The following is a 21798-nucleotide window of genomic DNA, read 5'->3' on the forward strand; positions in this document are numbered from 1 at the left end:
GGGAGAAGGCGAATTCTAGTCCGTCGATGCCCTATGTCGTCCCGCAAAGTGCCCTCTGGACGATTCGACCCCTGCAAACAGCCCGCAATCGCCCGCCTGAGGCCCGTGGGCCTCAGGCGGTATGGCGAGTAGAATACGATGGTCCCGCCTAACTTGCGCCGGGTAAACGTCCCCAGGCCGAGTGCTTTTCCTGTCGAGCGATTATGTCTAGCTCCTCCTCACTCCTGCCGATCCTGGGTCAGCCCGCGGCTGCGCCCGTCGTGCCGGTGGCGACGCCGCCGTTGCCGATGTCGCGCGCCGAGATGGAGGCTCGCGGCTGGGACGAAGTCGACATCGTGTTCGTCAGCGGCGACGCTTACGTCGATCACCCCAGCTTCGCGATGGCCCTGTTGGGCCGGCTGCTCGAAAGCGAGGGCTTCCGCGTCGCCATCCTGAGCCAGCCCGACTGGCACTCGTGCGAGCCGTGGCGCGAGTTCGGCCGTCCGCGACTGTTCTATGCGATCAGCGCGGGCAACATGGACTCGATGATCAATCACTACACGGCCAACCGCAAGGTGCGCAACGACGACGCCTATAGCCCGGGCGGACAAATCGGTCGCCGGCCTGATCGCGCCACGCTGGCCTACTGCCAGCGGGCTCGCGAGGCATACAAGGGGGTGCCGGTCATCGCCGGCGGCGTCGAGGCCAGCCTGCGACGTCTGGCGCACTACGACTATTGGAGCGACAAGGTCCGCCGCGCGATCATCATGGACGCCAAGGCCGACCTGGTGATCTTCGGCATGGGAGAACGCGCGATCATCGAAGTCGCGCGGCGTCTGGCCGCGGGCGAAACGGTGCGCGACCTGCGCGATCTCCGCGGCGCGGTCTATCGCCTGGGGGCCAGCGAGCCCGAGCCGGGCGAAGAAACCTTGCGTCTGCCGAGCTTCGAGGAAGTCTCGACCGACAAGCGCGCCTTCGCGCTGGCCACGCGTTTGATTCACAACGAGACGAACCCGCACAACGCGCGTCGCGTGGCCCAGGCGCACGGTCGGGAATGGGTGGTGGCCAATCCGCCGGCGATTCCGCTCGCGCAGGCCGAGATGGATCGCGTGTATGGCTTGCCCTTCACGCGCAAGCCGCATCCGGCGTACGGCGGGGCGAAAATACCGGCGTACGACGTGGTGAAGCACTCCGTGCAGATCATGCGTGGCTGCTTCGGCGGCTGTACGTTCTGCTCGATCACGGCGCACGAAGGTCGCATCATTCAGAGCCGCTCGAAGGAATCGATCCTCAGCGAGGTGCGCCGCATGGGCGAAGATCCCTCCTTTACCGGAGTGGTGAGCGATCTGGGGGGCCCGACGGCGAACATGTATGAGATGCGCTGCTCGCGCCCCGAGGTCGAAGCCGTCTGCCGGCGGTTGAGCTGCGTTCACCCGACCATCTGCAAGCTGCTGGGGACCGATCATGGACCGCTTATCGAGTTGATGCGCGAGGCACGTCAGCAGCCGGGCGTGCGCAAGGTATTTATCGCCTCGGGCATTCGCATGGATCTCGCCCGGCGCGATCCGGTCTACATGCGCGAGCTGGTCCGCCATCACGTGGGGGGCAAGTTGAAGGTCGCGCCCGAGCACGTCGATCCGCAGGTGCTCGACGCCATGAAGAAGCCGGCGAACGACGACTTCCTGGAGTTCGACCGCGAGTTTCAACGGGCGTCGAAGGAGGCAGGCAAGCAGCAATACCTGGTGCCCTACTTCATCGCCAGCCACCCGGCGAGCACGCTGGATTCGATGATCGAGCTGGCGTTGTTTCTCAAGCGGCAAGGGTATCAGCCGGACCAGGTGCAAGATTTTATCCCCAGCCCGATGGATATCGCGGCGGCCATGTACTACACGGGACTCGATCCCTTCACGATGAAGCCGGTCTACGTGGCGCAGCACTTGAGCGATCGCAAGTTACAACGAGCCTTGTTGCAATTCTTCAAGCCCGAGAATTATTTCGAGGTGCGCAAGGCGTTGGAGATGGCCGGCCGGCGCGATCTGATCGGTGACGGCTGCGATTCGCTGATTCCGTCGCGTCCGCCGAAGGAAGCCCTGCGTCGGCGGCGTACCGAAGCGACGCAGACCTTGACCAAGGAAAAACCCTCGAAGCGCGAGTCGCGCAAACAGAGCAGTGGAGGCTATCGTCCGCATCGCACCACGCAGACGCGCCGCACGCGAAAGGGTCAGCAGTAACGGCAAGAGGCACAGGCTGCCGGGTGCTGCCAGCCAGTGCAGAGCAGGCTCACAAGTTTGGCCGATCTGGGTGCCACTGGCTACGCCAGTGCTCTCTGAAGGGTTCTCTCGCCGCGAACTGAATAGTCCTTTCACTTTATGTTCGATTCCTCCCAGTACGAGCTGCTCGACTTCGGCGACGGTCGCAAGCTGGAACGATTCGGCGGCTACGTGATCGATCGCCCCTCGCCCGCCGCCGAGCGAACGTTACGCCATGCGGAGACTCGCGTCTGGCCGAGCGCTGACGCCAGATTCGAGCGTACGACGCGCGACGAAGGAGAATGGCACGTCGCGCGCGAAGCGGACTCTCCCTGGATCGTCGAACACGGCGACTGGCGATTGGAACTCAAACGCACCGAGTTCGGCCACGTGGGCGTCTTTCCCGAGCAGGCCGAGAACTGGGACTGGCTCGCGCGACAAGTGCGCAGCGCCGGGCGCCCGCTCAAGGTGTTGAATTTGTTTGCCTACACCGGCGCCAGCACGCTGGCGGCGGCCGCGGCCGGCGCGTCGGTCGTCCACGTCGATGCGGCGCGGAATACCGTCGCCTGGGCCAGCCGCAACGCGCGGCAGAGCGGGCTGGCCGAGGCGCCGATCCGCTGGATCGTCGAAGACGCGGCCCGTTTCGTACGCCGCGAGGTTCGCCGAGGCAACCACTACGACGCGGTGATTCTCGATCCCCCCAGTTACGGCCACGGTCCCAAGGGGGAACCCTGGAAGCTGGGCGAGCACTTGCTGCCCCTCTTGCGCGAGTGCGCGGTTCTGCTCGGCCTGCAACCGGCGTCCGCCTCGACGCGGCAACCCGCTCGCATACAGGCGGGCGCCGAACTTGCCGCGCAAGTCGCGGACGCCAGGGCGCAGGCAGAGGGAACTTCTCCGGCGTTTGTGTTGCTTACCTGCCACTCTCCCGGCTTCGGCCCGGCCGAACTGGGGGCCTGCCTGTCCGAGGCCTTTTTCGGCAGTTGTGGTCCCCGCGTCGAGGCCAAGCGGTTGAAGCTTCGCGCCGGCGATGGGCGGACGCTCGACGCCGGTGTCGTGGCTCGCTGGACGGCGTTGGCTTAGAATCGACGCATGACCGCGACCACGATCACCAGCACGCAGAACCCCAGAGTCAAGCAGGCCGCCGCCTTGCGCGACGCGCGCGATCGCGCCCAGCAGCAGCGTTTTCTCATCGACGGAGCGCGCGAGATCAGACGCGCGTTGCTCGGTGGACTACACATTGTCGAATACTTCGTCTGTCGCGAGAATCTCCGCACGCAAGAGGCTCAGCAGGCGCTCGACGAGCTCACCACGACGAGCGCCGCGAGGTTCGACGTCTCGCCCGGCGTGCTCGAAAAAATCGCCTTCGGCCAGCGGAACGAAGGCCTCGTCGCCGTCGCGCGCCCCCCCGAGCAATCGCTCGATGAGTTGGAGCTAGCCGCCAGTGGCGTGGTGGCCGTGCTCGTGGGGCTCGAGAAGCCCGGCAACGTGGGAGCCATCGTGCGCAGCGCCGATGCGGCCGGCGTGGCCGCGGTCATCGTGGCCGATCCGGTGAGCGATCTCTTCAACCCCAACACGATTCGGGCCAGCCTGGGGACGATCTTCACAGTTCCGTGCCGCACGGCCACCAGCGAACGCGCGCTCGCCTGGCTGCGGCAGCGCGGGGTCGATTCGATCGTGGCGGCGCGCCCCGACGCCGCGCGCGATTATGCCGAGGTCGATCTCTCGGGCAGGACCGCCCTCGTGCTGGGCAGCGAGGCCGCCGGACTCTCCGACGTCTGGCGTGCCCCCGAGATTACCGCGCTGCGTTTGCCGATGCTGGGGGCAGCCGACAGTCTGAACGTCTCGGCCACGGCCGCCGTGCTGTTTTACGAGGCGCTCCGCCAGCGCCGCCTCGCACGCGGGGCGACTGGGGATTGAGCCCAACTTCGATCAAGCATATGAGGCAAGAGTTTGGACGCTGGGTGGTACTGGCTTTGCTAGTGCTTACTAAGAAAGCTTCTATCACGCTGCGAAAGGTTCAACTTGAGCGAAGCTTCGCTCTTTGATTCGATCAAGAATTCAATCGTCACGAGCCAGGTACGTACAAATACTGCTCCACTCGCCCAGCATTGGCAAAGCCAATGCCACCCCGAGTCGCTCTATAATTAAGGGAAACGCGATGCCTTCCACGATGCGTATATCCGTGTTGTTCCTCGTACTGACCGCGAGTTGTCTGGTGCTGCCCAGTCTGGCAAAAGATCAATCCTTCGACTCCGACGGCGTGAAGATCCGCTATACCGACGAGGGCTCGGGCCCGCCGGTCGTGCTGATTCATGGCTATACCGCCTCGGGCGACATGAACTGGCGCATCCCGGGCATTATCGCTCCGCTCGCCAGGCAGTATCGCGTCATCACCATCGACAACCGCGGACACGGGCTGAGCGACAAGCCAACATCGCCCGGCGAATATGGCGCCGTCATGGCCGAGGACATTGTGCGCCTGCTCGACCATCTCGAGATCGACAGCGCGCATCTCGTCGGCTATTCGATGGGGGGCATGATTACCTTGAAGGTGCTCGCCACCCACCCCGAGCGCGTGCGCAGCGGGCTTATCGGCGGCATGGGCTGGATCGAGTTGGCGGAAAGTTCCCGCGAAGATTCGACCGCGGGCGAAGAGCTGAAACCGTTACAGGCCTGCGCTCAGGGATTTCCCACGCTCGGCATCACGCGCGAGCAACTGACCGCCATCCAGCAACCGATCGAGGTCGTGATCGGCAGCAACGACGGGCTGCTCGAACGCCGCGTCGATCCCCTGCTCGAAGTGCGCCCCGACGTGCCGGTCGTCGAAATCGAGGGGGCCAATCATGTCACGTGCGTGTTTCGTAAGGAATTTCGGCAAGCTATCATCGACTTCCTGGCCGAGCAGTCGGCGGATGACGCGCAGCAGACGCCCCAATGAACACCAACGTTCAACGAGCCACTGCTGGGCAAACCAGCAGTGCCACCCAGAATTCGTGCAGCGTGTCGAGACTTAGCTGAAGTACCGCACCGCGTTACGGAACACGGCAAAACCGTCGCCGTGCTCGACCGGCTCGCGGCGGGTCCATTGCGGATGTTGCGTGAAGTCGATGTGACGCTCGGGATGGGGCATCAAGCCGCAGACGCGCCCCGAGCGATCACACAAGCCGGCGATGTTCGCCATGGCGCCGTTCGGGTTGGCGGGAAACGGCAGCGGCTCGGTCGACGGTGGGGCATTTCCCGCGCCCGTCGTGTAGCGCAACGCGACCTGTCCCGCGGCGGTCATCTCGTCGAGCAAGGACTGCGAGCGGACGACGAACTTGCCTTCGGCGTGCGCGATCGGCAGATACATCGTGTCGATGCCCTGGAAGAAGATGCACTTCGAGTCGCGGCAGTCGAGGTGTACCCAGCGGTCTTCAAAGCGGCCGCCGTCGTTCAAAGTGAGCGTGGCGGCGGGCTCGCCGTCGCGAACCGTGTCGAGCAGATCGCCCGACTTGAGCAGGATCTGAAACCCATTGCAGATGCCGAGGATCAGCTTGCCGTCGGCCTTCATGCGGCCCAGCGCGTCGGCCAGGTGATGGCGGATCTGATTGCCCAGGATACGTCCGGCGGCGATGTCGTCGCCGTAGCTGAAGCCGCCGGGCAGGCAGAGGATCTGAAAATCGTCGACCAGCCGCGGACGTTCGAGCAGTCGATTGATGTGGATCGACTCGGGCAGGCCCCCCGCGCGTTCGAAGGCGAAGGCGGTCTCCCTGTCGCAGTTCGTGCCAGGCGCTCGCAGGATCAACACGCGGGGTCGTGCCATGTCGCCATCAGTTCGTGCTAAGGATTCCGAATCAAGAAAAACGCGACGACAAACCTACCAGCGAAGCGGCGCCTGCCAGGCCTCTTTCAGCGCGGCGATATCTTCATCGATAACGAGCTTGCCTCCGGTACTGGCGAGTCCGCACACCTGCACGCGCCCCGTCTCGGTCACCTGACCGATCTTGGCCAGCGGTACTTGGCCGAGGGCGCCTTCAAACGCCGCGGCCTGTTCGGGGGCCACCTCGCACAAGAAGCGCGAGTTCGATTCGCTGAACAGCAGCGTGGCATCGGCCAGTTCGCTGGGGGGCATGTCGTGGAGGACGCGGTCCAGCTCGATTTCCGCCCCCAGGCCGCCGGCAAAGGCCATTTCGGCCAGCGCTACGGCCAAACCACCTTCGCTCAGATCGTGGCACGCGCGGACGAGTCGCTCACGAATCGCGCCATGCAAGGCGCGGAACGTGGCCAGCGCCCGCTCGGGAATCACCTTCGGGACGAGCCCCCCCGCTCCGCCCTCGACCAGGTTCAGATGCGAGCCCCCCATCTCGGCACGCGTCGTGCCGACGAGGTAGAGGTAGTTGCCCCCGCGTTTCAAGTCCATCGTCACGGCGCGGCTGACGTCGTCGATCTGGCCGATGGCGCTAATCAAGAGTGACGGCGGAATGGCGATCGATTGCCGCTGGCCCGAGGTGTCGGTGTATTTGAACTCGTTGTTCAGGCTGTCCTTGCCGCTGATGAAGGGGGTGCCAAAGGCGACGGCCAGATCCTGGCAGGCCAGCGCCGCGCGAACGAGCGAGCCCAGCGTCTCCGCTCGCTCGCAGTCCCCCCAGCAGAAGTTGTCGAGAATGGCGATCCGCGCCGGGTCGGCGCCGACGGCGATGCAATTGCGAATCGCCTCGTCGATGGCGCTGGCGGCCATGTCGTAGGTGTCGAAGTCGCCGTACTGCGGGTTCATGCCGCAGGCCACCACCACGCCGCGCCGCGAGCCCAGCACCGGCCGCACGACGGCGGCGTCGCCGGGCCCGTCGTTCGACACGCCGACCAGCGGCTTCACGACGCTCCCTCCCTGCACTTCGTGATCGTACTGGCGAATGATCCACTCTTTGCTCGCCACGTTGAGCGAGCCCAGGATCTTCGTCAGTGTGGGGGTCCAATCGCCGCGGCCGGCCTCGGGCAGTTTGAACGCCTCGATCGGAGCGGGTTGGTAGACCGCCTCGCGCACGACCGGGGGTTGACCGTCGTGGAGAAACTCCATCGAGAGATCGCCTACCTCATGGTCGTGGTAGATGAGCTTCAGGCGGCCCGTGGGCAGGAACTCGCCAATGGCGGTCGCCTCGACCCCTTCCGACCGGCAGAGCGCCGCGAGAGCTTCCCATTTCTCCGGCGGCACGGCCACCACCATCCGTTCCTGCGCTTCGGAGATCCAGATCTCGGTGTACGATAGGCCGTCGTACTTGAGCGGCACGCGATCCAACCAGACCTGGGCGCCGATCTTGGCCCCCATCTCGCCGACGGCGCTCGAAAAGCCACCGGCGCCGCAATCGGTGATCGCCGTGTAGAGCTCGCGATCGCGGGCGGCGAGGATCACGTCGAGCACTTTCTTTTCGGTGATGGCGTTGCCGATTTGCACGGCCCCCCCCGAAACGCTCTCGCTTTCCGAGGTCAACTCGGCCGAGCTGAACGTCGCGCCATGAATGCCGTCTCGGCCCGTGCGACCGCCGACGGCCACGATCAGATCGCCCGGCCGCGCGGCCCCTCGAGCTTTGTCCTTGGGCAACAAGCCCACATTGCCGCAATAAACGAGCGGATTGCCGAGATAGCGCGGATCGAAATAGACCGCGCCGTTCACCGTGGGAATGCCCATGCGGTTGCCGTAGTCGCGCACGCCAGAGACCACCCCGCGCATCACGCGTCGCGGATGGAGCACGCCGGGGGGAATCTCCTCGGCCGGGGTATCGGGGGGCGCGAAGCAAAAGACGTCCGTATTGCAGATGGGCTTGGCGCCCAAACCCGTTCCCAGCGGATCGCGAATCACTCCACCCAGCCCCGTGTTGGCGCCGCCGTAAGGCTCGAGCGCCGAGGGGTGATTGTGCGTCTCGACCTTGAACACCACATGGTGGTGGTCGTCGAACGTCACGACGCCGGCGTTGTCCTCGAAGACGCTGACGCACCAGTCGTCGGCGCCGAGCGTGCGGCGGATCGACTGCGTGGCGGCGAAGATCGTCTCCTTGAGCATGTTCTGGAAGTGACGCGAGCCCGACTCGTCGCGGTAGTGAATGCGTCCTTTGAGGGTCTTGTGGCTACAGTGCTCGCTCCAGGTTTGTGCGACGGTTTCGAGCTCGATGTCGGTCGGTTCGCGGCCCAGCCCGCGGAAATGCGTTTGGATCGTCTGCATCTCGGCGAGCGACAGATAAAGCTGTCCCTCGCGACTGAGACGCACGAGCGCCGCCTCGTCGAGGGTCGAAAGGGGCACGGTCTGCAGCTTGAACGAGTAGGGGGCTCCCACGGCCAACCGGTCGAATGTCAACGGCCCGACAATCACCTCTTCGATGGCGTCGTTGGCCAGGACCTTCGTGCGCAACAGGCGCAATTGTTCGTCGCTGAGCTGATCGAACCAATATTTCCGCAGCGTGCGGACGGCGCGCACTCGCAACCCCATGTCGGCGATGGCCGCGATGGTGCTTTCGGCGACGGGATCCATCACGTCCGGCTTGGGCAAGACGTGGACGAGCCGCGCCTCGTTCGACGCCCCCTGATCCGTGATGGCGGCATCGCCGACGGCGCCGACCGCCGGACGCTCGACGACCGTATCGGCCAGCAATTCGCGGGCGATACGGTCGGCGTCCTCGCGGCCAAGTTCGCCTTCGAGCAGAAAGCCCCGCGCGGATCGCAGACGCAGGTCTTGCGAGAGCCCCAACTCGGCGGCTTCGAGCCGGACTTGTCGGGCGGCCAGATCGGGCTGGCCTTCGGCCGGATGAATATCAACTTCCCAGAGCATCGCGCTTCCGTTTCGCCTGGTTGAGGGCCTGTTTCAGTTGTTCGCGGTCGCGCGCCTCCAAGGCGGCGCGAAAGGCCGCGAGCGAGCGATCGAACGCGTCGAGCGCCGCGAGGACCGGCTCGCGGTTGTCGAGCAGAATCTGCGTCCACAGTTCCACATCGCCCGCCGCGATTCGTGTCGTATCGCGGAGACCGCCGGCCGAGATGGCAAAGTTTTCTTCCGGCACGGCCGCCGCCAAGGCCGCCGCCACCACGTGCGGCAGATGGCTGGTCGTGGCCACCGCGCTATCGTGCGCCTGGGGCGACATCTCGACGACACGGGCCCCGAGACTCGTCCAAAACTGCGAGATCGCCTCGCGGTCTTGCGGCCGGGTGTGGCGATCGGGAGTCACGACCACGACCCGCTGGACGAACAGATCGGCGTCGGCCTCGCCCGGACCAGACTTCTCGCCCCCCGCCAAGGGATGGCTCCCCACGAAGCGGACGTCGCGCCCCAGGTCGCCCCCGAGTTGCCCCACGATCGAGGCCTTCGTGCTGCCGGCGTCGGTCACCAGGGCGCCGCTGGGGCAATGCTCGGCCGTCTGACGAACGTGCTCGGCGATCTGCTCGACCGGCGTGCAGACGATCACCAGTTCGGCGTCGGCCACTCCGGTGGCCAGGCTGGTGGTCGTGGCGGTCACCGCCCCGCGCGACTTGGCCACCCGCAGGCTTTCTTCACGCCGGCCGATGCCCACCACCCGGTCTGCCAATCTCCGGTGGCGCAGGGCCAAGCCGATCGATCCACCGATCAGGCCGACACCCACAATGGCCACGGAATTCCAGGTGCTCATAGTTCCCGCACTACGGCCGAAGCCTTGGAAGTGCCCGATTCTAGCAAATCAGTGGTCAGTGGGCAGGGGCTAGTGGGCAGAGGGAATTCCAGGTATCGCCAGCGACGACTGTCTATAATCGGGGCATCGTCGGAGAATCGGGGGCCGCCCCGGTTCGCTCGGCGTTGCGGGCCGCCGGCTACGGAGAAGAGGCCTCCGTTACGTCGCTCGCCATTGGGTCCTCTGCTACGGGCGACCGACATGATCTTCGCTCCTCGCGTTGGTTTGCGTGAGTTGGCTTCTCTTTGCCGCCGTTGGGGCACCGCGCTCGAGGCGGGCATCGACCTGCGGCGTCTGCTGGAGCGCGAGACTTCCAGCCGCTCCGCCTCGGGGCTCGAACGTCGCCTGGCGGTGATTCACGATGGCATCTCGCGCGGCGATACGCTCGTCGACTCGCTCGCCCGCACCGGCAACTACTTCCCGACACTCTTCCACGAGATGGTCGAGGTCGGGGAAGAAACGGGGCGCCTCTCCGAAGTCTTCCGCCAACTGGCCGAGCATTACGAGCATCAGCTCACCCTGCGACGAAACTTTCTGGCCGCGCTCGCCTGGCCGGCCATTCAACTCACCGCCGCCGTGGGCATCGTCGGACTGTTGATCTTCATCATGGGCGTAATTGCGCCGGCGGGAGGTCAGCCGATCGACATCCTGGGGTTTGGCCTCGTCGGCACGTCGGGATTGATGATCTACCTGCTCATCGTGGGGTCGATCGCCGTGGTGGTAGCGATTCTGGTGCAGGCACTGCGGCGAGGTCTGGCCTGGACCGCGCCGGTGCAACGGCTGCTCGTGCGCCTGCCCGTCCTGGGGCCCAGCCTGCGGACGTTGGCATTGTCGCGACTGGCGTGGTCGTTGCACGTGACGCTCGATGCCGGCATGGCCCTGACGCGTGCCTTGCCCCTCTCGCTCCGCAGCACGCACATGCTCGAGTACGCCAACGCCAGCGACGACGTCGTCCGGGCCGTGAAATCGGGGCGCGAAATCAGCGAGGCGCTCTCGCGTTCGGCTCCCTACCCGCGCGACTTTCTCGATCATCTCGAGATCGGCGAACGGAGCGGCCGCCTGCCCGAGTCGATGGCGCTGCTCTCGCGGCAGTACCAGGAACAGGCGCAGCGCGCCCTCGGCACGCTGACCGTACTGGCTGGTTTTGCCGTCTGGGCGCTCGTGGCGATGCTGATCATCGCCATCATCTTCAAGCTGGCGTTCTTCTACATCGGCACGATCAACGACGCGTTGAAGATGTAGGCAGTGTCGAAGAACTACCTTCGCTGACGCTTCGGGTTACGATCCGCGAACATCGAATCTTTAGAATGCGTCCGTGAGGAATTTAAAATGCCCTCATCCGCCGCCGATAGCGGGCAGGAAGTGTACTTCGCTCGTGGGCTTGATCGGCGCGAGCAGGCCTCGGCTCGAGATGGCGCCATCGATCGAGACTTGAATGCCCGGCGAAAGCCCTTCGCCGGCGGTCAGCCGTGCGGCGATGCCGGGAAACTGCTCGTCGAGCGCGCGGATGGCTTGGCGCAACGATTTCGCCTCGACTTCGAGATGGGCTACGCCCCCGGTCAGATCACGCATCTGGTGAGGAATGAAGACGATGGCCATCGTTCAGGCTGCCGCGGGGGGAATGCACGACACCAAGCGCCATGCCCGGCGTCAGGCTCATTCTAGCCGAAGTCGACCCCGCTGGGTGCGAAGCCGGAGTGAAGGCACTACTTCGCGCGGGGATGGGCACGTTCGTACGCCGCGCGCAGGGCTGTCGTGCTGACGTGCGTGTAGATCTGCGTGGTGGAAAGGCTTTTATGCCCCAGCAGTTCTTGCACGCTGCGGATATCCGCGCCGCGATCGAGCAGATGCGTGGCGAAGCTGTGCCGTAGCGTGTGGGGTGTGGTGCGGCGGTCGAGCCCGGTTTCGCGGAGATATTTTTCGAGCAAGCGGCCCACGCTGCGCGTCGTGAGCCGGCGGCCGAACTTATTCACAAACACCGGTGCGCTCGCGCCCGACGCCTCGCGCACGTGCAGCGTGCGCACGCGGAGCCAGCGTTTGATCGCCTTGGCGGCGTACGAACCCAACAGGGCCAGCCGCTCTTTGCGCCCCTTGCCGCGGACCTTGATCACGCCCGAGTCGAGATCGACGTCGCCGTCATTGAGCCCCACGACCTCGCTGACGCGGAGTCCGGCCGAGTAGAGCGTTTCGAGCAGGGCCCGATCACGCAGTCCGAGCGGACCGCGGTCGGCCGGCGCGTCGAGCAAACGGCCGACTTCCTCGGTCGAAAGAAAGTGGGGCAGCGTGCGCGCTTGCCGCGGATTGCGCAGCGGCTTGGCCAGGTTCGACTTGGCCCAACCTTCGCGCTGGCCGAAGCGGAAAAAGCTCCGCAACGAGGCCAGGCGCCGAGCGATGGTCGTGCGGGCATAGCCCGCCTCGTGCAGCGCGGCGACGTACCCGCGGAGGTCGAGCGTTTGGATCTCTTCGGGCGGGGGGCAATCTCCGCCGTTGAGGTCGGCCAGGTAGCCGGCCAGCGCTTCGAGATCCTCGCGATAGCTCTTCTCGGTCAGCGGCGACGCGTTGCGTTCGACCCGCAGGTAATCGAGAAAGCGGGCGATGGCCGTCCGCATCGAGTGCGCGTCTTCAACCGGCACGAGTGCTTAGCCCAGTTCGTCGGTATCGGTGGCCAACGGCATTTTGAAGCGTGGCCGCGAGGAGGTCAGGGGTACGGCGGCGGCCTCCTGGCGAATCTTCTGGCTGAGCACGGCGGCGTCGTACCAGGTGAAGCTCAACTCCGGGTTCGAGGCGAAGCGGCCCAGCGTTCGCAGGGTCTCGGCACGACTCGAGTCGTCATAGAGAAACACGTAGCGCTCTTGGCCCTTGACTAGCGCGAGCACGTTGATGTCCTGACTCACGAGACTGCTTCCTCCCTGCCTCAAGTACGAGCCGAATGCCTGGCAGTGACATTCGACGGTCGAGCGCTGCTCCGTGCTCGGCCTCGACAGTGAACTTATCGGCGCGCTGGCCAGCGCCACACCACTCGCGTTTCTCCTGCCCCACCACGCGCACTTAACATCTCCGAGATGTGCAGATGGCAGCAGAAACGAATGAAGTCATCGCTGCGCTGGAGATAGCCTTGCCAGCCGCCGAAGCGCGCGTCGTCCTCGAAAAAGTAATAACTGGCCAGTGCTTCGGTGAATTCGCCGTCCTGACCGTTGTAGATCGCCGTGTGGACCAGCACCGGCTCGCCACTCGGCTCGCAAAGCGGGCGCACGGGCGAAGGTGGTGGTGGGATGAATCCCAGTGGGTTGGGCCAACCTTCCGGAAGGGTTGCAACGTCTGGCGCGACTGTAGCATCCATGGCGCCTGGCGCGTGCGGTTCGTGATGCACCACCTCTTGCCCTTCGTTGAGCAAGGTCTTTTCATCCGTATCCCCGCCGGGTAGACGATTCGGCGCAGGCTGCCGCAGCGCGGCGTCCGACTCGGGCCAGACCTCGAGTGGCGAATAAGGCGTTTGCGTCGCTAGCTGCGCGCGAGCCAGCGCCATCTCTGCCTCGAATACCAGCGGCGCCGGGATCTGTTCCTCCTCCGGAGTACCCCAAGGCAGACCGTAGCCCGGCGGGATCGCGTGGAAGCACGGGTTCGCCGCGTACCACTCCACTTGCAGACCGCATCGCGGCGGATAGTAGGGCGAGAAGTCGGTCACCGCGCCGACCACCACGGCGTCCACGCCCAACAACTGCGCCAGCTTGCGCGCATCGTCGGGACTGGCAAGCGACAGCTTGTGTTGCACCATCTTGCGCTCGACCACTCCGACCGGCAGCACTTCGAAGCCCGGAATGCTCTGCAGCGCATTGAAGTAGGCCAGGGCGAACTGCCGGCCGTCGACCGTCGGTTCGGCGCTCAGATTGAAGAAGGGCGCGACCGCGACCTTCGAGAGTTGCGGAAACGGATTATGAATCACCGGTTCGTGCGCGATCTCGGGCAGGAATTGACAGCCCGACGACGTCGCCATCCCGCCTAGCGCTAGCGCGAGGAGCAGACAGCGCAACAGTGATGGAGCCCAAGGACGTGGCATGCGCGACGCACGGCGGATCCAGGAAGCCCCCCTGGAACGACCGACGCAAACGGGCGACGAACGTCGCGCGCCAGCGCACGATATTCGGCGATGGCCGGTCTATCGGCGTTCGTGCGTGGCGCTCTGTAGCCGATTTGTCATTTCGCGCGATTGCCAGCAGCGCCGGCGGACCGCGTCGTCATCGCCGTGCTGTCAGACGAAGTCGCGGAAGCTGGCCAGTCCGAGCGGCTCACGACTCGCGAACGGCTCGCCATATTTCACGCCGATCAGTCCGCCGAAGTAGGCGGCCTCGTCGCGCAGGCGATCGACGATCGTGGCCGCGCCCGGGGGCCGTCCGGCCAGGAACTGGCTGTGATAGCACTCGATCGAGGCGCGCTTCTCCTCCCAATAGTCCGAGATATCGAGCACGAACGCCGGAGGCACCGAAAGCCGCAGATGCACACAGAAATAATGAAAGACCCGTTGCGGGTGGAAAGGCTCCCCCGGCAGGTCCGATTTCGACAGCTTGGCCCAGAACCGGGCCGCCTCGATCAGATCGGTGGCGGCCACATGGTCGGGATGGGCGTCGACCCAGTAGGGCGCAAACAGCCACCGCGGCTTTACCTGGCGTATGACGCCAGCAAGCTGGCGCCGGGCCTCCAGCGTGTGCTCGAGGCTGCGGTTCGGCAGCCCGAGATTCCGCCGCCAATCGATGCCCAAGATCCTCGTGGCCGCCTCGGTCTCGCGAGCGCGGATCTCCAGGCTCCCCTGGGGCGTGGGTTCTCCCGAGGTGAGATCGAGAATGCCCACTCGCTGGCCGTCGGCCTTGAAGCGGAGCATGGCTCCCGCCATACCGAGCTCGGCGTCGTCCGGATGGGGCGAAATGACGAGTACGTCGAGCAAGATGATTTCCTTGGCAAAAAGATGGCCCCCCCCGACAATCCAGGAAGTATGACGGACCATCGTGACGGCATTCGCTTGGCAATTCAACTGCTCTGGACGCTAGCGGCACCTTCTGGCAGACTGCCGCCGCCGTGAACCATCGACGGCGACGTTCGAACGTCGAACGCTCGCAGGGATGCATGCTCGCGACCATTCTCAGCACTACCCGATGCGCCGATTTGCCGACTATCTCCGCCGCGCCGTGACGCTGCCCGTGTGTCTGTCGATCCTCGGGGGCGCGCCTTGTCTGCCGGGTTGCAGCAGCGCTCCGCGCGTCGAGAGTTCCGAGCGCGACCCCCTAGGCGATTGGACGAAACGGGCACGCCCCGAATCCAAGCACGATCACGCCGTCGGCATCAGCGACAAGGCGCGCGAAACCGAGCGCCGTCTCGGCTTTCGCTAAACGTCCAGCTCGGGACTTCTTGGCCCGCACGATCGGGGCTGCTTGTTGACCGTCTGCGTAGGCGGTACCCTCGCGGTTTGGTTGTCCGTTCGTTTCTGCGCGATGCCCTGGACGGCTCGCAGACGGTCGGCCGCTCCTGCCGCGATGCGAACTCATGACGACTGCCACCGATCGAGATGCCTACGACGACCTCTGCCAGCACGTGCGCGAAGCGGCGCTGCTGAAATCCACCCTCGATCTGCTCGAATGGGACGAACGCACGATGCTGCCACCGGCCGGCGGCGAGTATCGCGCCGAGCAGATCACCTATCTCTCGGGCATGATTCACGACCGCTGGACCGATCCCCGGCTCGGCGAGTGGCTCGCGGCACTGAAAGCCAGCCCCCTGGCGGCCGATCCCACGAGCGAGACCGGCGCCACGATCAAGGAGCTCACCCGCACGTACGACCGCAAGGTGAAGCTCCCCAAGCCGCTCGTCGAGGAGTTGGCCCGCACGGCCGTCTTGGGGCAGCAGGCCTGGATCGTGGCCCGGCAGGGGGACGACTTCGCCAAGTTCGCCCCGCTGCTGACCAAGATGATCGACCTGAAGCGGCAGGAAGCGGCGGCGCTGGGCTACCAGGAAAGCTCGTACGATCCGTTGCTCGACGAGTACGAGCCGGGCGCTCGCACGCTGGAAGTAACTGCCGTACTGGCCGCCCTGCGCGAGGACCTGGTCCCCCTGGTGGCGGAGATCGGCGCCAGCTCTCGACGGCCGAACGAGGAGCTCATCACCCGGCTCTACCCGCGCCGCGCGCAGGAGGGGTTCGGCACGGCCGCCGCGGCCAGGATCGGTTTCGAGTTCGACAGTGGCCGACTCGACGTCACGGCGCATCCTTTCTGCACGACGACGGGGCCGCGCGATTGCCGGATCACGACCCGCTACGACGAGCACCATTTTCCCGGCGCCTTCTTTGGCATCCTGCACGAGGCCGGCCACGGCATCTACGAACAAGGGCTGCCCAGCGAAAACTACGGCCTCCCGCTGGGCGAAGCGATCTCGCTCGGCATTCACGAATCGCAGTCGCGCCTGTGGGAGAATCAGGTCGGTCGCAGCCGCGCGTTCTGGAATTATTTCTACCCCCAGGCACAGCAGGCCTTCCCCGAGGCATTGGGCCAGGTCGCGCTCGACGATTTCTACTTCGCCATCAACGACGTGCGGCCCTCGCTCATTCGTGTCGAGGCGGACGAGGCAACGTACAATCTACACATTCTGATCCGCTTCGAGCTGGAACAGGCGCTCATCGCGGGCGAACTGGTCGTGGCCGATCTGCCCGGCGCCTGGAACGAGAAGTACCAGCAGTACCTGGGCATCACACCCCCGAACGATGCCGACGGCGTGCTACAGGACATCCATTGGAGCGCGGGCTTGATCGGCTATTTCCCCACCTATTCGCTGGGCAACCTCTACGCGGCCCAGTTCGCCGAGCAGGCCGATACCGACTTGGGGGGACTGGCGGCGCTGTTCGAACGTGGCGACTTCTTGCCGCTACGCGATTGGCTCCGCGAGAAGATTCACCGCCACGGGCGGCGCTACAGCGCCACGCAACTCGTCGAGCGAGTGACGGGCAAGCCTCTCTCGCATCGCCCGTTGATAGCACATTTGCGTGGCAAGTTTGGCCCCCTCTACGGCCTGAAATCGTGAGGTGAACGCATGGCCGAAGAATCCCACGACACGCCGGCCGATGAGCCCTTACCCGCGGATCCTCGCGGCGCAGAGCCGTCGACCGGCGATCCCGGCTATAGCAGCGTACAGCGGTATTTGCTCTTCGGCCTGTCGTTGCCCGAGCGGGCCTTGCGAACTGGCGCGGGACTGGCCGCCGGAGCGCTCCGCGAGTCGACCGCGCTGCTCGTGCCGCAGGCCTTTCAGAATTCGAAGACCTACACCGTCTTCGTTCGGCAGATGCTCGACTACCTGGCCGAGGATGTCGGCGGCGTGAAACGGAGCGCGTCGTCCGAGACGCAAGCGGAGGTCGAGAACTTCGTGGCCCGCAAGGCGGTGGGCAACTTTCTCGAAATGGCCTCGCTGGCCACGCTGCACGTCTCGCCGATCACGTTTCTGGCCATCGTTAGCGACGTGGCCTACGGCTCGCAGACTTATCTGCGCGAGCTCAGCCGCGAGCTGAAAGAGCAAGGGATCATCGACGAGCGGTCGACGATCGATCACGTCGACGATCTGCTGGCGGCGGTCGCCAAGACCTCTTCGATGGCGGCCACCACGTTCGATACGCCTCCGATGTCGGTCGAAGGGCTGCGGCAATCGATCGACGAAACCCGGCAGTCGATCCAGTCGGTCGACCCCACGAAGGTGATTCCCCAGGCCGAGTTGGAGCGGCTCTGGCGCGACATGCAGGATCTGGCTCGTCGCGAGGGAGTCTCGGTGCTCGATGTCTCCGGCACGATGGCGCTGTACTCGCTCGACCGGATGTCGCGTCTGGGGCGCGGCGCGCTCTCTTCCGTGCGGGTCGCCGGCTCCTTGTTCGATCGCCATGTCGTGGACCACTACGAGCAGGCCGCCGCCGAGATTCGCCGGCGTGGTCTCTACGGCACGCTGGCCGAAACGAGCGCCCCCTATATCGAGGCGGTCTGGCACAACTTCTCTTCCGATCGATCGACGATCACCGCGGACCTTGCCACGGGCAAGCTCGTCGGTCAGGCCTGGGGCGCTGTGCGCCGCTGGCTGGGTGGCAGCGACTGACGCGCGGTCACTCCTTTTTTGCATAGCCCCCGACCACGCCAAGCTTGCTAGCTACGGAAGGCTAGCAACGATTCTTTATGCCGACACCGGGCAATTCTTCTGCTCACCGTCTCGAGCCGCTCATTTTTCTGCGGCATCTGAGAGGTCTCACCCTGCGAATTCCTCGCAAAACCGGCCAGAAGTTAGTTTGGGTCAAATGGTCAGTGATTGCCGGTTGTAGGAATTTTCCCAAGTTTGCCGGTTGCGCTGCCGATATGAAGCTTGCCGATTCCTCCGGCTGGAGGATTTGGCCCGATCGCCGTTCGACCGGACCCCCCATAGAGGAATGCGAATCCATGAGCCGGCAAGTTCAACCCATCTGGGCAGCCGCGGTCACGTGCCTTTTGGCACTGGTGACCGGATGTGCCCCGAGCCAGCCGTTCTACTTCTTTGAGGACGGCGATCTCTCGCATTACAAGGGAGTGGCGACGGAGATTGAATTCCCCGACGTCGAGGTGTGCAGCCTCGCCGAAGTCGACGGCGCGTTGCCGCCGCTGACCCTCATCAATTCCGAGGCCCGGGAAATCTGGGACCTCACCCTGCAGGACGCGGTGAACTACGCCCTGCAGAATAGCCGCGTGATGCGGTCGCTGGGTGGCCAGGTTCAGCCTGTGCCGAACTCGGTCCTCCGTAGCCCGCAGGTCACGCCCACGGTCTACGACCCGGCGATCGTCGAAACGAACCCGCTCACGGGTGTCGAGGGTGCCTTGTCGGCCTTCGATACGCAGTTGTCGTCGAGCGTTTCGTGGGACCGTAACGAGCGTCCCGTGAACTTGAACACGCAGAACCAGATCTTCGATCAGATCTTCGTGCCGGTGTTCGAACAAGACTTGGGAACGTTCCAGGCACAGTTGCAGAAGACGGCGGCCACCGGTGGTACGTTCGCCGTCCGGCACAACACGGTCTATGACTGGAACAACAATCCGACCCGTGCGGCCCCCAGCGACTGGAACGTCAACCTCGAAGCCCTGTTCAGCCAGCCGTTGTTGCAAGGGGGTGGCGTGACGTTCAACCGCATCGCCGGCCCGCGAGCACAACCGGGCTTCTTCTTCGGCAACGGTGTGGTCATCGGCCGCATCCGTGAAGATATCGCCTTGGCCGACTTCGAGATCGGCGTCCGCAACCTGGTCGCCGACGTCGAAACCGCCTACTGGGAACTGTACTTCGCCTACCGCAACCTCGACTCGGTTGTCGCCGGTCGCGATAGTGCCCTGCAAACGTGGCGACGAATCAAGGCCCTCTTCGACACCAGCTCGCGTGGTGGTGAGGCGGAGAAGGAAGCCCAGGCCCGCGAACAGTACTTCCTGTTCCGCACGCAGGTCGAACAGGCGTTGAACAACCTCTACGCCACCGAAAACCGCTTGCGATACATCATCGGTCTGGCCGCGACCGACGGACGCCTGATCCGTCCGGCCGACGAGCCCACGACGGCGGGAGTACACTTCGACTGGTACGAAGTTCACGCCGAATCGCTGGCTCGCCAGGTCGAGCTGCGCCGCCAGAAGTGGACCATCAAGCAACGCGAGATGGAGCTCATCGCGTCACGCAACTTCCTGCTGCCCCGCTTGGACGCCATCGGCCGCTATCGTTGGGTGGGCCTGGGAGACAAGCTCATCGATTCCAACGGGTCGTCATTCAACAACTTCGTCGATACGAACGCCTGGGAAATCCTCACCGATGGCGACTTCCAGGAATGGCAGCTCGGCTTGCAGTTCAGCATGCCGATCGGCTTCCGCCGGGAATTGGCCGGTGTCCGCAATGCCCAGTTGAACCTGGCTCGCGAACGGGCGATTTTGCAGGATCAAGAACTCGAGCTGTCGCACCAGTTGTCCGATGCGATTCGTAACCTCGACCGCGGCTACACGCTGAGCGAAACGAACTTCAACCGTCGTATCGCCGCTCAGCACCAGGTGAACGCCGTGGAAGCGGCCTACGAGACCGACACCGTCACGCTCGACGTGCTGCTCGACGCCCAGCGGCGACTGGCCGACGCCGAGAGCGCCTACTACCGTTCGCTGGTCGATTTCAACCTGGCGATCATGTCGGTGCATCTCCGCAAGGGCTCGCTGCTGGAATACAACGGCGTGATGCTGGCCGAAGGCCCCTGGCCCGGCAAGGCCTACTTCGATGCCCGCAAGCGTGCTCGCGAACGTGACGCTGCCCTATACATGAACTACGGCTTCACGCATCCCCGGGTGCTGAGCCGCGGCCCGCTGGCCCAGAACCTGGGTGGTGCGGTTGGAACTCCGGGACAGAACTTCCCGACGCCGGCCAAGGGTGCCGAAGAAGTGCCGGTGCCGATGTCCGAGCAGAATTTCGGCACGCCGAGCATCGAGACGACTCCTCCGGCTACCAGCGGCCCGCAGGCTCGGCTCCGCCCGATGCCGCAGGCGGGCGCGGCGGTCGCCCCCAGCGTCGGCACCACCTCGCCGTTCAACTGGGGCTCGCTCGGCATCGGCGGCTCGTCGGCCCCGGGCACGGCCGTGGCCCCGGTTGCCGCGACAATGCCTCAGGCGTCGGGTAATATGGTGCAACCTGCGGGGGGAACGTTCGGCGCCAGCCCACGAGGGCAGGTGGCCCACGCCAACTACCAGCAGCAGTGGCAACCTGTCTCCGGTGACCAGCCGATGGCTGGGGCAGCACCGTATGAAACGCGCCCGGCTAAAGCGGTTGTTGGAAGTTCTTATCCAACTACAGGGTGGACTCCCACAAACCACTAATTCGCTGGCGCGAACCTTGGGCGTCAGCCGGCGCACGATCTTTCGCGATCTCGAATTGCTGCGCGATGCCGGGGTGCCGCTCGTCTTCGACGACGAGCACCTCCGCTACGATCTCACGACCGCGGGCATCTTGCCTCCGACGAGTTTTAACACGTCGGAGGCACTTTCGTTGATCCTGCTCTGCCAGGAGCTGGGGGACACGCCGGGGGTCCCCTTTTGCGGGCCGGCCCGCTCGGCCGCGCTGAAGGTCGAAAGCACGCTGCCGCAACGCCTGCGCGACCACCTCCGCGAAGTGACGCGCGCGGTCAGCATCAAGCTCGCTCCCGCGAACCCGCTGGCCGGACATCACACGACGTACGAGATGCTGCTGGCAGCGATAGGCCAGCGCCGTGCGGTGCGGCTGCGGTACAACAGCTTCGCCGAGCAAGAGGTCATCGCCACCAAGGTAAAGTCGCACCGGCTCGTTTTCAGCCGCCGTAGTTGGTACCTGATTGGCCGCTCGTCGCTGCACCGCGCGACGCGCACCTTCAACCTGGGGCGGATTCTCGACGTCGAAGTTCTCGACGAGCGCTATGCGATTCCCAGCCGCTTCAACCTCGAACGCTATCTCGGCAACGCCTGGCACCTCATTCCCGAGCCAGGGCCCGATCACGAGATCCACGTGCGGTTTCGCCCTCTGGTGGCAGGCAACGTGGCCGAAGTGCTGTGGCACAAGACGCAGCGGGTCGAATGGCACGCCGATGGCTCGCTCGACTACTTTGCCACCGTCTCGGGGCTGGGCGAGATCTCGTGGTGGATCCTGGGGTATGGCGATCAGGCCGAGGTACTCGCCCCCGCCCCCCTGCGCCGGCGCGTGGCCGACGCCGCGGAACGGATGGCGGTGCAATATCGAGTCGTCGCCAACGGCAAACATGGGGCCGCCGCCGAGCCCACCACGCATCGCGAGAAGCTGCCTGCTCCCCGTCGAACGGGCAAACGCCAGCTTGCGCGACGGGCACGACCGTCGGCGGCGGGCAAGGTCTGAACCACGGC

At 65.1% G+C, this 21798-nt stretch carries 18 protein-coding genes; 10 read left to right on the forward strand and 8 right to left on the reverse strand.

The annotated features are described in order from the left end of the window. The first annotated feature begins 203 nt into the window (after positions 1-203). From KF708_20355 to KF708_20370, 4 genes are all read left to right on the forward strand, one after another. Positions 204-2210 carry a YgiQ family radical SAM protein gene (locus KF708_20355; protein ID MBX3415047.1) on the forward strand — a complete coding sequence of 669 codons (2007 nt, stop codon included), beginning with the start codon at positions 204-206 and terminating at the stop codon, positions 2208-2210. A 138-nt stretch (positions 2211-2348) separates the two neighbouring features. Further along, a complete protein-coding gene (locus tag KF708_20360) occupies positions 2349-3308 on the forward strand; it encodes a class I SAM-dependent methyltransferase (GenBank protein MBX3415048.1) in 960 nt (319 codons plus the stop codon). Positions 3309-3317: 9 nt separating this feature from the next. Then, positions 3318-4145 carry a hypothetical protein gene (locus KF708_20365; protein ID MBX3415049.1) on the forward strand — a complete coding sequence of 276 codons (828 nt, stop codon included), beginning with the start codon at positions 3318-3320 and terminating at the stop codon, positions 4143-4145. 253 nt (positions 4146-4398) lie between these two features. Then, complete coding sequence (locus KF708_20370; GenBank protein MBX3415050.1) at positions 4399-5166, forward strand: alpha/beta hydrolase; 768 nt, start codon at positions 4399-4401, stop codon at positions 5164-5166. Between the two features lie 72 nt (positions 5167-5238). Here KF708_20370 and KF708_20375 read toward each other — a convergent pair whose 3' ends face one another. From KF708_20375 to KF708_20385, 3 genes are read right to left on the reverse strand one after another with little or no spacing between them, the layout of a single operon-like run. Next, positions 5239-6030 (reverse strand): phosphoribosylformylglycinamidine synthase subunit PurQ, encoded by a 792-nt coding sequence (locus tag KF708_20375; GenBank protein MBX3415051.1) that lies wholly within the window; start codon positions 6028-6030, stop codon positions 5239-5241. 54 nt (positions 6031-6084) lie between these two features. Further along, positions 6085-9024 carry a phosphoribosylformylglycinamidine synthase subunit PurL gene (gene purL / locus KF708_20380; GenBank protein ID MBX3415052.1) on the reverse strand — a complete coding sequence of 980 codons (2940 nt, stop codon included), beginning with the start codon at positions 9022-9024 and terminating at the stop codon, positions 6085-6087. Further along, positions 9008-9853 (reverse strand): prephenate dehydrogenase/arogenate dehydrogenase family protein, encoded by an 846-nt coding sequence (locus tag KF708_20385; protein MBX3415053.1) that lies wholly within the window; start codon positions 9851-9853, stop codon positions 9008-9010. Before KF708_20385 ends, purL begins: the two co-directional genes overlap by 17 nt. Positions 9854-10093: 240 nt before the next feature. Between KF708_20385 and KF708_20390 the strand changes: the two genes are divergently transcribed. Further along, complete coding sequence (locus tag KF708_20390; protein MBX3415054.1) at positions 10094-11134, forward strand: type II secretion system F family protein; 1041 nt, start codon at positions 10094-10096, stop codon at positions 11132-11134. A 93-nt stretch (positions 11135-11227) separates the two neighbouring features. Here KF708_20390 and KF708_20395 read toward each other — a convergent pair whose 3' ends face one another. From KF708_20395 to bshB1, 5 genes are all read right to left on the reverse strand, one after another. Continuing rightward, on the reverse strand, positions 11228-11491 hold the full coding sequence (locus tag KF708_20395; GenBank protein ID MBX3415055.1) for a MoaD/ThiS family protein: 264 nt from the start codon (positions 11489-11491) through the stop codon (positions 11228-11230). A gap of 107 nt (positions 11492-11598) precedes the next feature. Beyond that, positions 11599-12501, reverse strand: a complete 903-nt coding sequence (gene xerC, locus KF708_20400) for a tyrosine recombinase XerC (GenBank protein MBX3415056.1) — start codon at positions 12499-12501, stop codon at positions 11599-11601. Between the two features lie 30 nt (positions 12502-12531). After that, on the reverse strand, positions 12532-12786 hold the full coding sequence (locus KF708_20405; GenBank protein MBX3415057.1) for a hypothetical protein: 255 nt from the start codon (positions 12784-12786) through the stop codon (positions 12532-12534). A 95-nt stretch (positions 12787-12881) separates the two neighbouring features. After that, positions 12882-13850, reverse strand: a complete 969-nt coding sequence (locus tag KF708_20410; GenBank protein MBX3415058.1) for a hypothetical protein — start codon at positions 13848-13850, stop codon at positions 12882-12884. Positions 13851-14141: 291 nt separating this feature from the next. Continuing rightward, the gene (gene bshB1 / locus KF708_20415) at positions 14142-14891 is read right to left on the reverse strand and encodes a bacillithiol biosynthesis deacetylase BshB1 (protein ID MBX3415059.1); all 750 of its coding nucleotides are present in this window, start codon (positions 14889-14891) and stop codon (positions 14142-14144) included. A 148-nt stretch (positions 14892-15039) separates the two neighbouring features. On the opposite strand from bshB1, the gene KF708_20420 reads away from it, so the two are divergent. The 5 genes from KF708_20420 to KF708_20440 all read left to right on the forward strand — a co-directional run bounded on the left by KF708_20420 (position 15040) and on the right by KF708_20440 (position 21790). Continuing rightward, positions 15040-15273 carry a hypothetical protein gene (locus KF708_20420; protein ID MBX3415060.1) on the forward strand — a complete coding sequence of 78 codons (234 nt, stop codon included), beginning with the start codon at positions 15040-15042 and terminating at the stop codon, positions 15271-15273. 154 nt (positions 15274-15427) lie between these two features. Next, complete coding sequence (locus KF708_20425) at positions 15428-16954, forward strand: carboxypeptidase M32 (protein ID MBX3415061.1); 1527 nt, start codon at positions 15428-15430, stop codon at positions 16952-16954. A 9-nt stretch (positions 16955-16963) separates the two neighbouring features. Next, a complete protein-coding gene (locus KF708_20430; protein MBX3415062.1) occupies positions 16964-18007 on the forward strand; it encodes a hypothetical protein in 1044 nt (347 codons plus the stop codon). Between the two features lie 335 nt (positions 18008-18342). Then, positions 18343-20766, forward strand: coding sequence for a TolC family protein (locus KF708_20435; GenBank protein ID MBX3415063.1), 2424 nt, complete (start codon positions 18343-18345; stop codon positions 20764-20766). Continuing rightward, a complete protein-coding gene (locus KF708_20440; protein MBX3415064.1) occupies positions 20720-21790 on the forward strand; it encodes a transcriptional regulator in 1071 nt (356 codons plus the stop codon). The genes KF708_20435 and KF708_20440 overlap by 47 nt, the downstream gene beginning before the upstream one ends. The last annotated feature ends 8 nt before the right edge of the window (positions 21791-21798 follow it).

The sequence above is a fragment of the Pirellulales bacterium genome (genome assembly GCA_019636335.1).
Taxonomy (GTDB): Bacteria; Planctomycetota; Planctomycetia; order Pirellulales; family JAEUIK01; genus JAHBXR01.

What these genes read in the sequence shown, in the direction of transcription:
- bshB1 (MBX3415059.1), bottom strand. Translation starts at nt 14,891, where the DNA reads ATGGTCCGTCATACTTCCTGGATTGTCGGGGGGGGCCATCTTTTTGCC.
- KF708_20375 (MBX3415051.1), bottom strand. Translation starts at nt 6,030, where the DNA reads ATGGCACGACCCCGCGTGTTGATCCTGCGAGCGCCTGGCACGAACTGC.
- KF708_20395 (MBX3415055.1), bottom strand. Translation starts at nt 11,491, where the DNA reads ATGGCCATCGTCTTCATTCCTCACCAGATGCGTGATCTGACCGGGGGC.
- KF708_20385 (MBX3415053.1), bottom strand. Translation starts at nt 9,853, where the DNA reads ATGAGCACCTGGAATTCCGTGGCCATTGTGGGTGTCGGCCTGATCGGT.
- KF708_20425 (MBX3415061.1), top strand. Translation starts at nt 15,428, where the DNA reads ATGACGACTGCCACCGATCGAGATGCCTACGACGACCTCTGCCAGCAC.
- KF708_20430 (MBX3415062.1), top strand. Translation starts at nt 16,964, where the DNA reads ATGGCCGAAGAATCCCACGACACGCCGGCCGATGAGCCCTTACCCGCG.
- KF708_20390 (MBX3415054.1), top strand. Translation starts at nt 10,094, where the DNA reads ATGATCTTCGCTCCTCGCGTTGGTTTGCGTGAGTTGGCTTCTCTTTGC.
- KF708_20420 (MBX3415060.1), top strand. Translation starts at nt 15,040, where the DNA reads ATGCGCCGATTTGCCGACTATCTCCGCCGCGCCGTGACGCTGCCCGTG.
- purL (MBX3415052.1), bottom strand. Translation starts at nt 9,024, where the DNA reads ATGCTCTGGGAAGTTGATATTCATCCGGCCGAAGGCCAGCCCGATCTG.
- xerC (MBX3415056.1), bottom strand. Translation starts at nt 12,501, where the DNA reads ATGCGGACGGCCATCGCCCGCTTTCTCGATTACCTGCGGGTCGAACGC.
- KF708_20365 (MBX3415049.1), top strand. Translation starts at nt 3,318, where the DNA reads ATGACCGCGACCACGATCACCAGCACGCAGAACCCCAGAGTCAAGCAG.
- KF708_20370 (MBX3415050.1), top strand. Translation starts at nt 4,399, where the DNA reads ATGCGTATATCCGTGTTGTTCCTCGTACTGACCGCGAGTTGTCTGGTG.
- KF708_20435 (MBX3415063.1), top strand. Translation starts at nt 18,343, where the DNA reads ATGAGCCGGCAAGTTCAACCCATCTGGGCAGCCGCGGTCACGTGCCTT.
- KF708_20360 (MBX3415048.1), top strand. Translation starts at nt 2,349, where the DNA reads ATGTTCGATTCCTCCCAGTACGAGCTGCTCGACTTCGGCGACGGTCGC.
- KF708_20355 (MBX3415047.1), top strand. Translation starts at nt 204, where the DNA reads ATGTCTAGCTCCTCCTCACTCCTGCCGATCCTGGGTCAGCCCGCGGCT.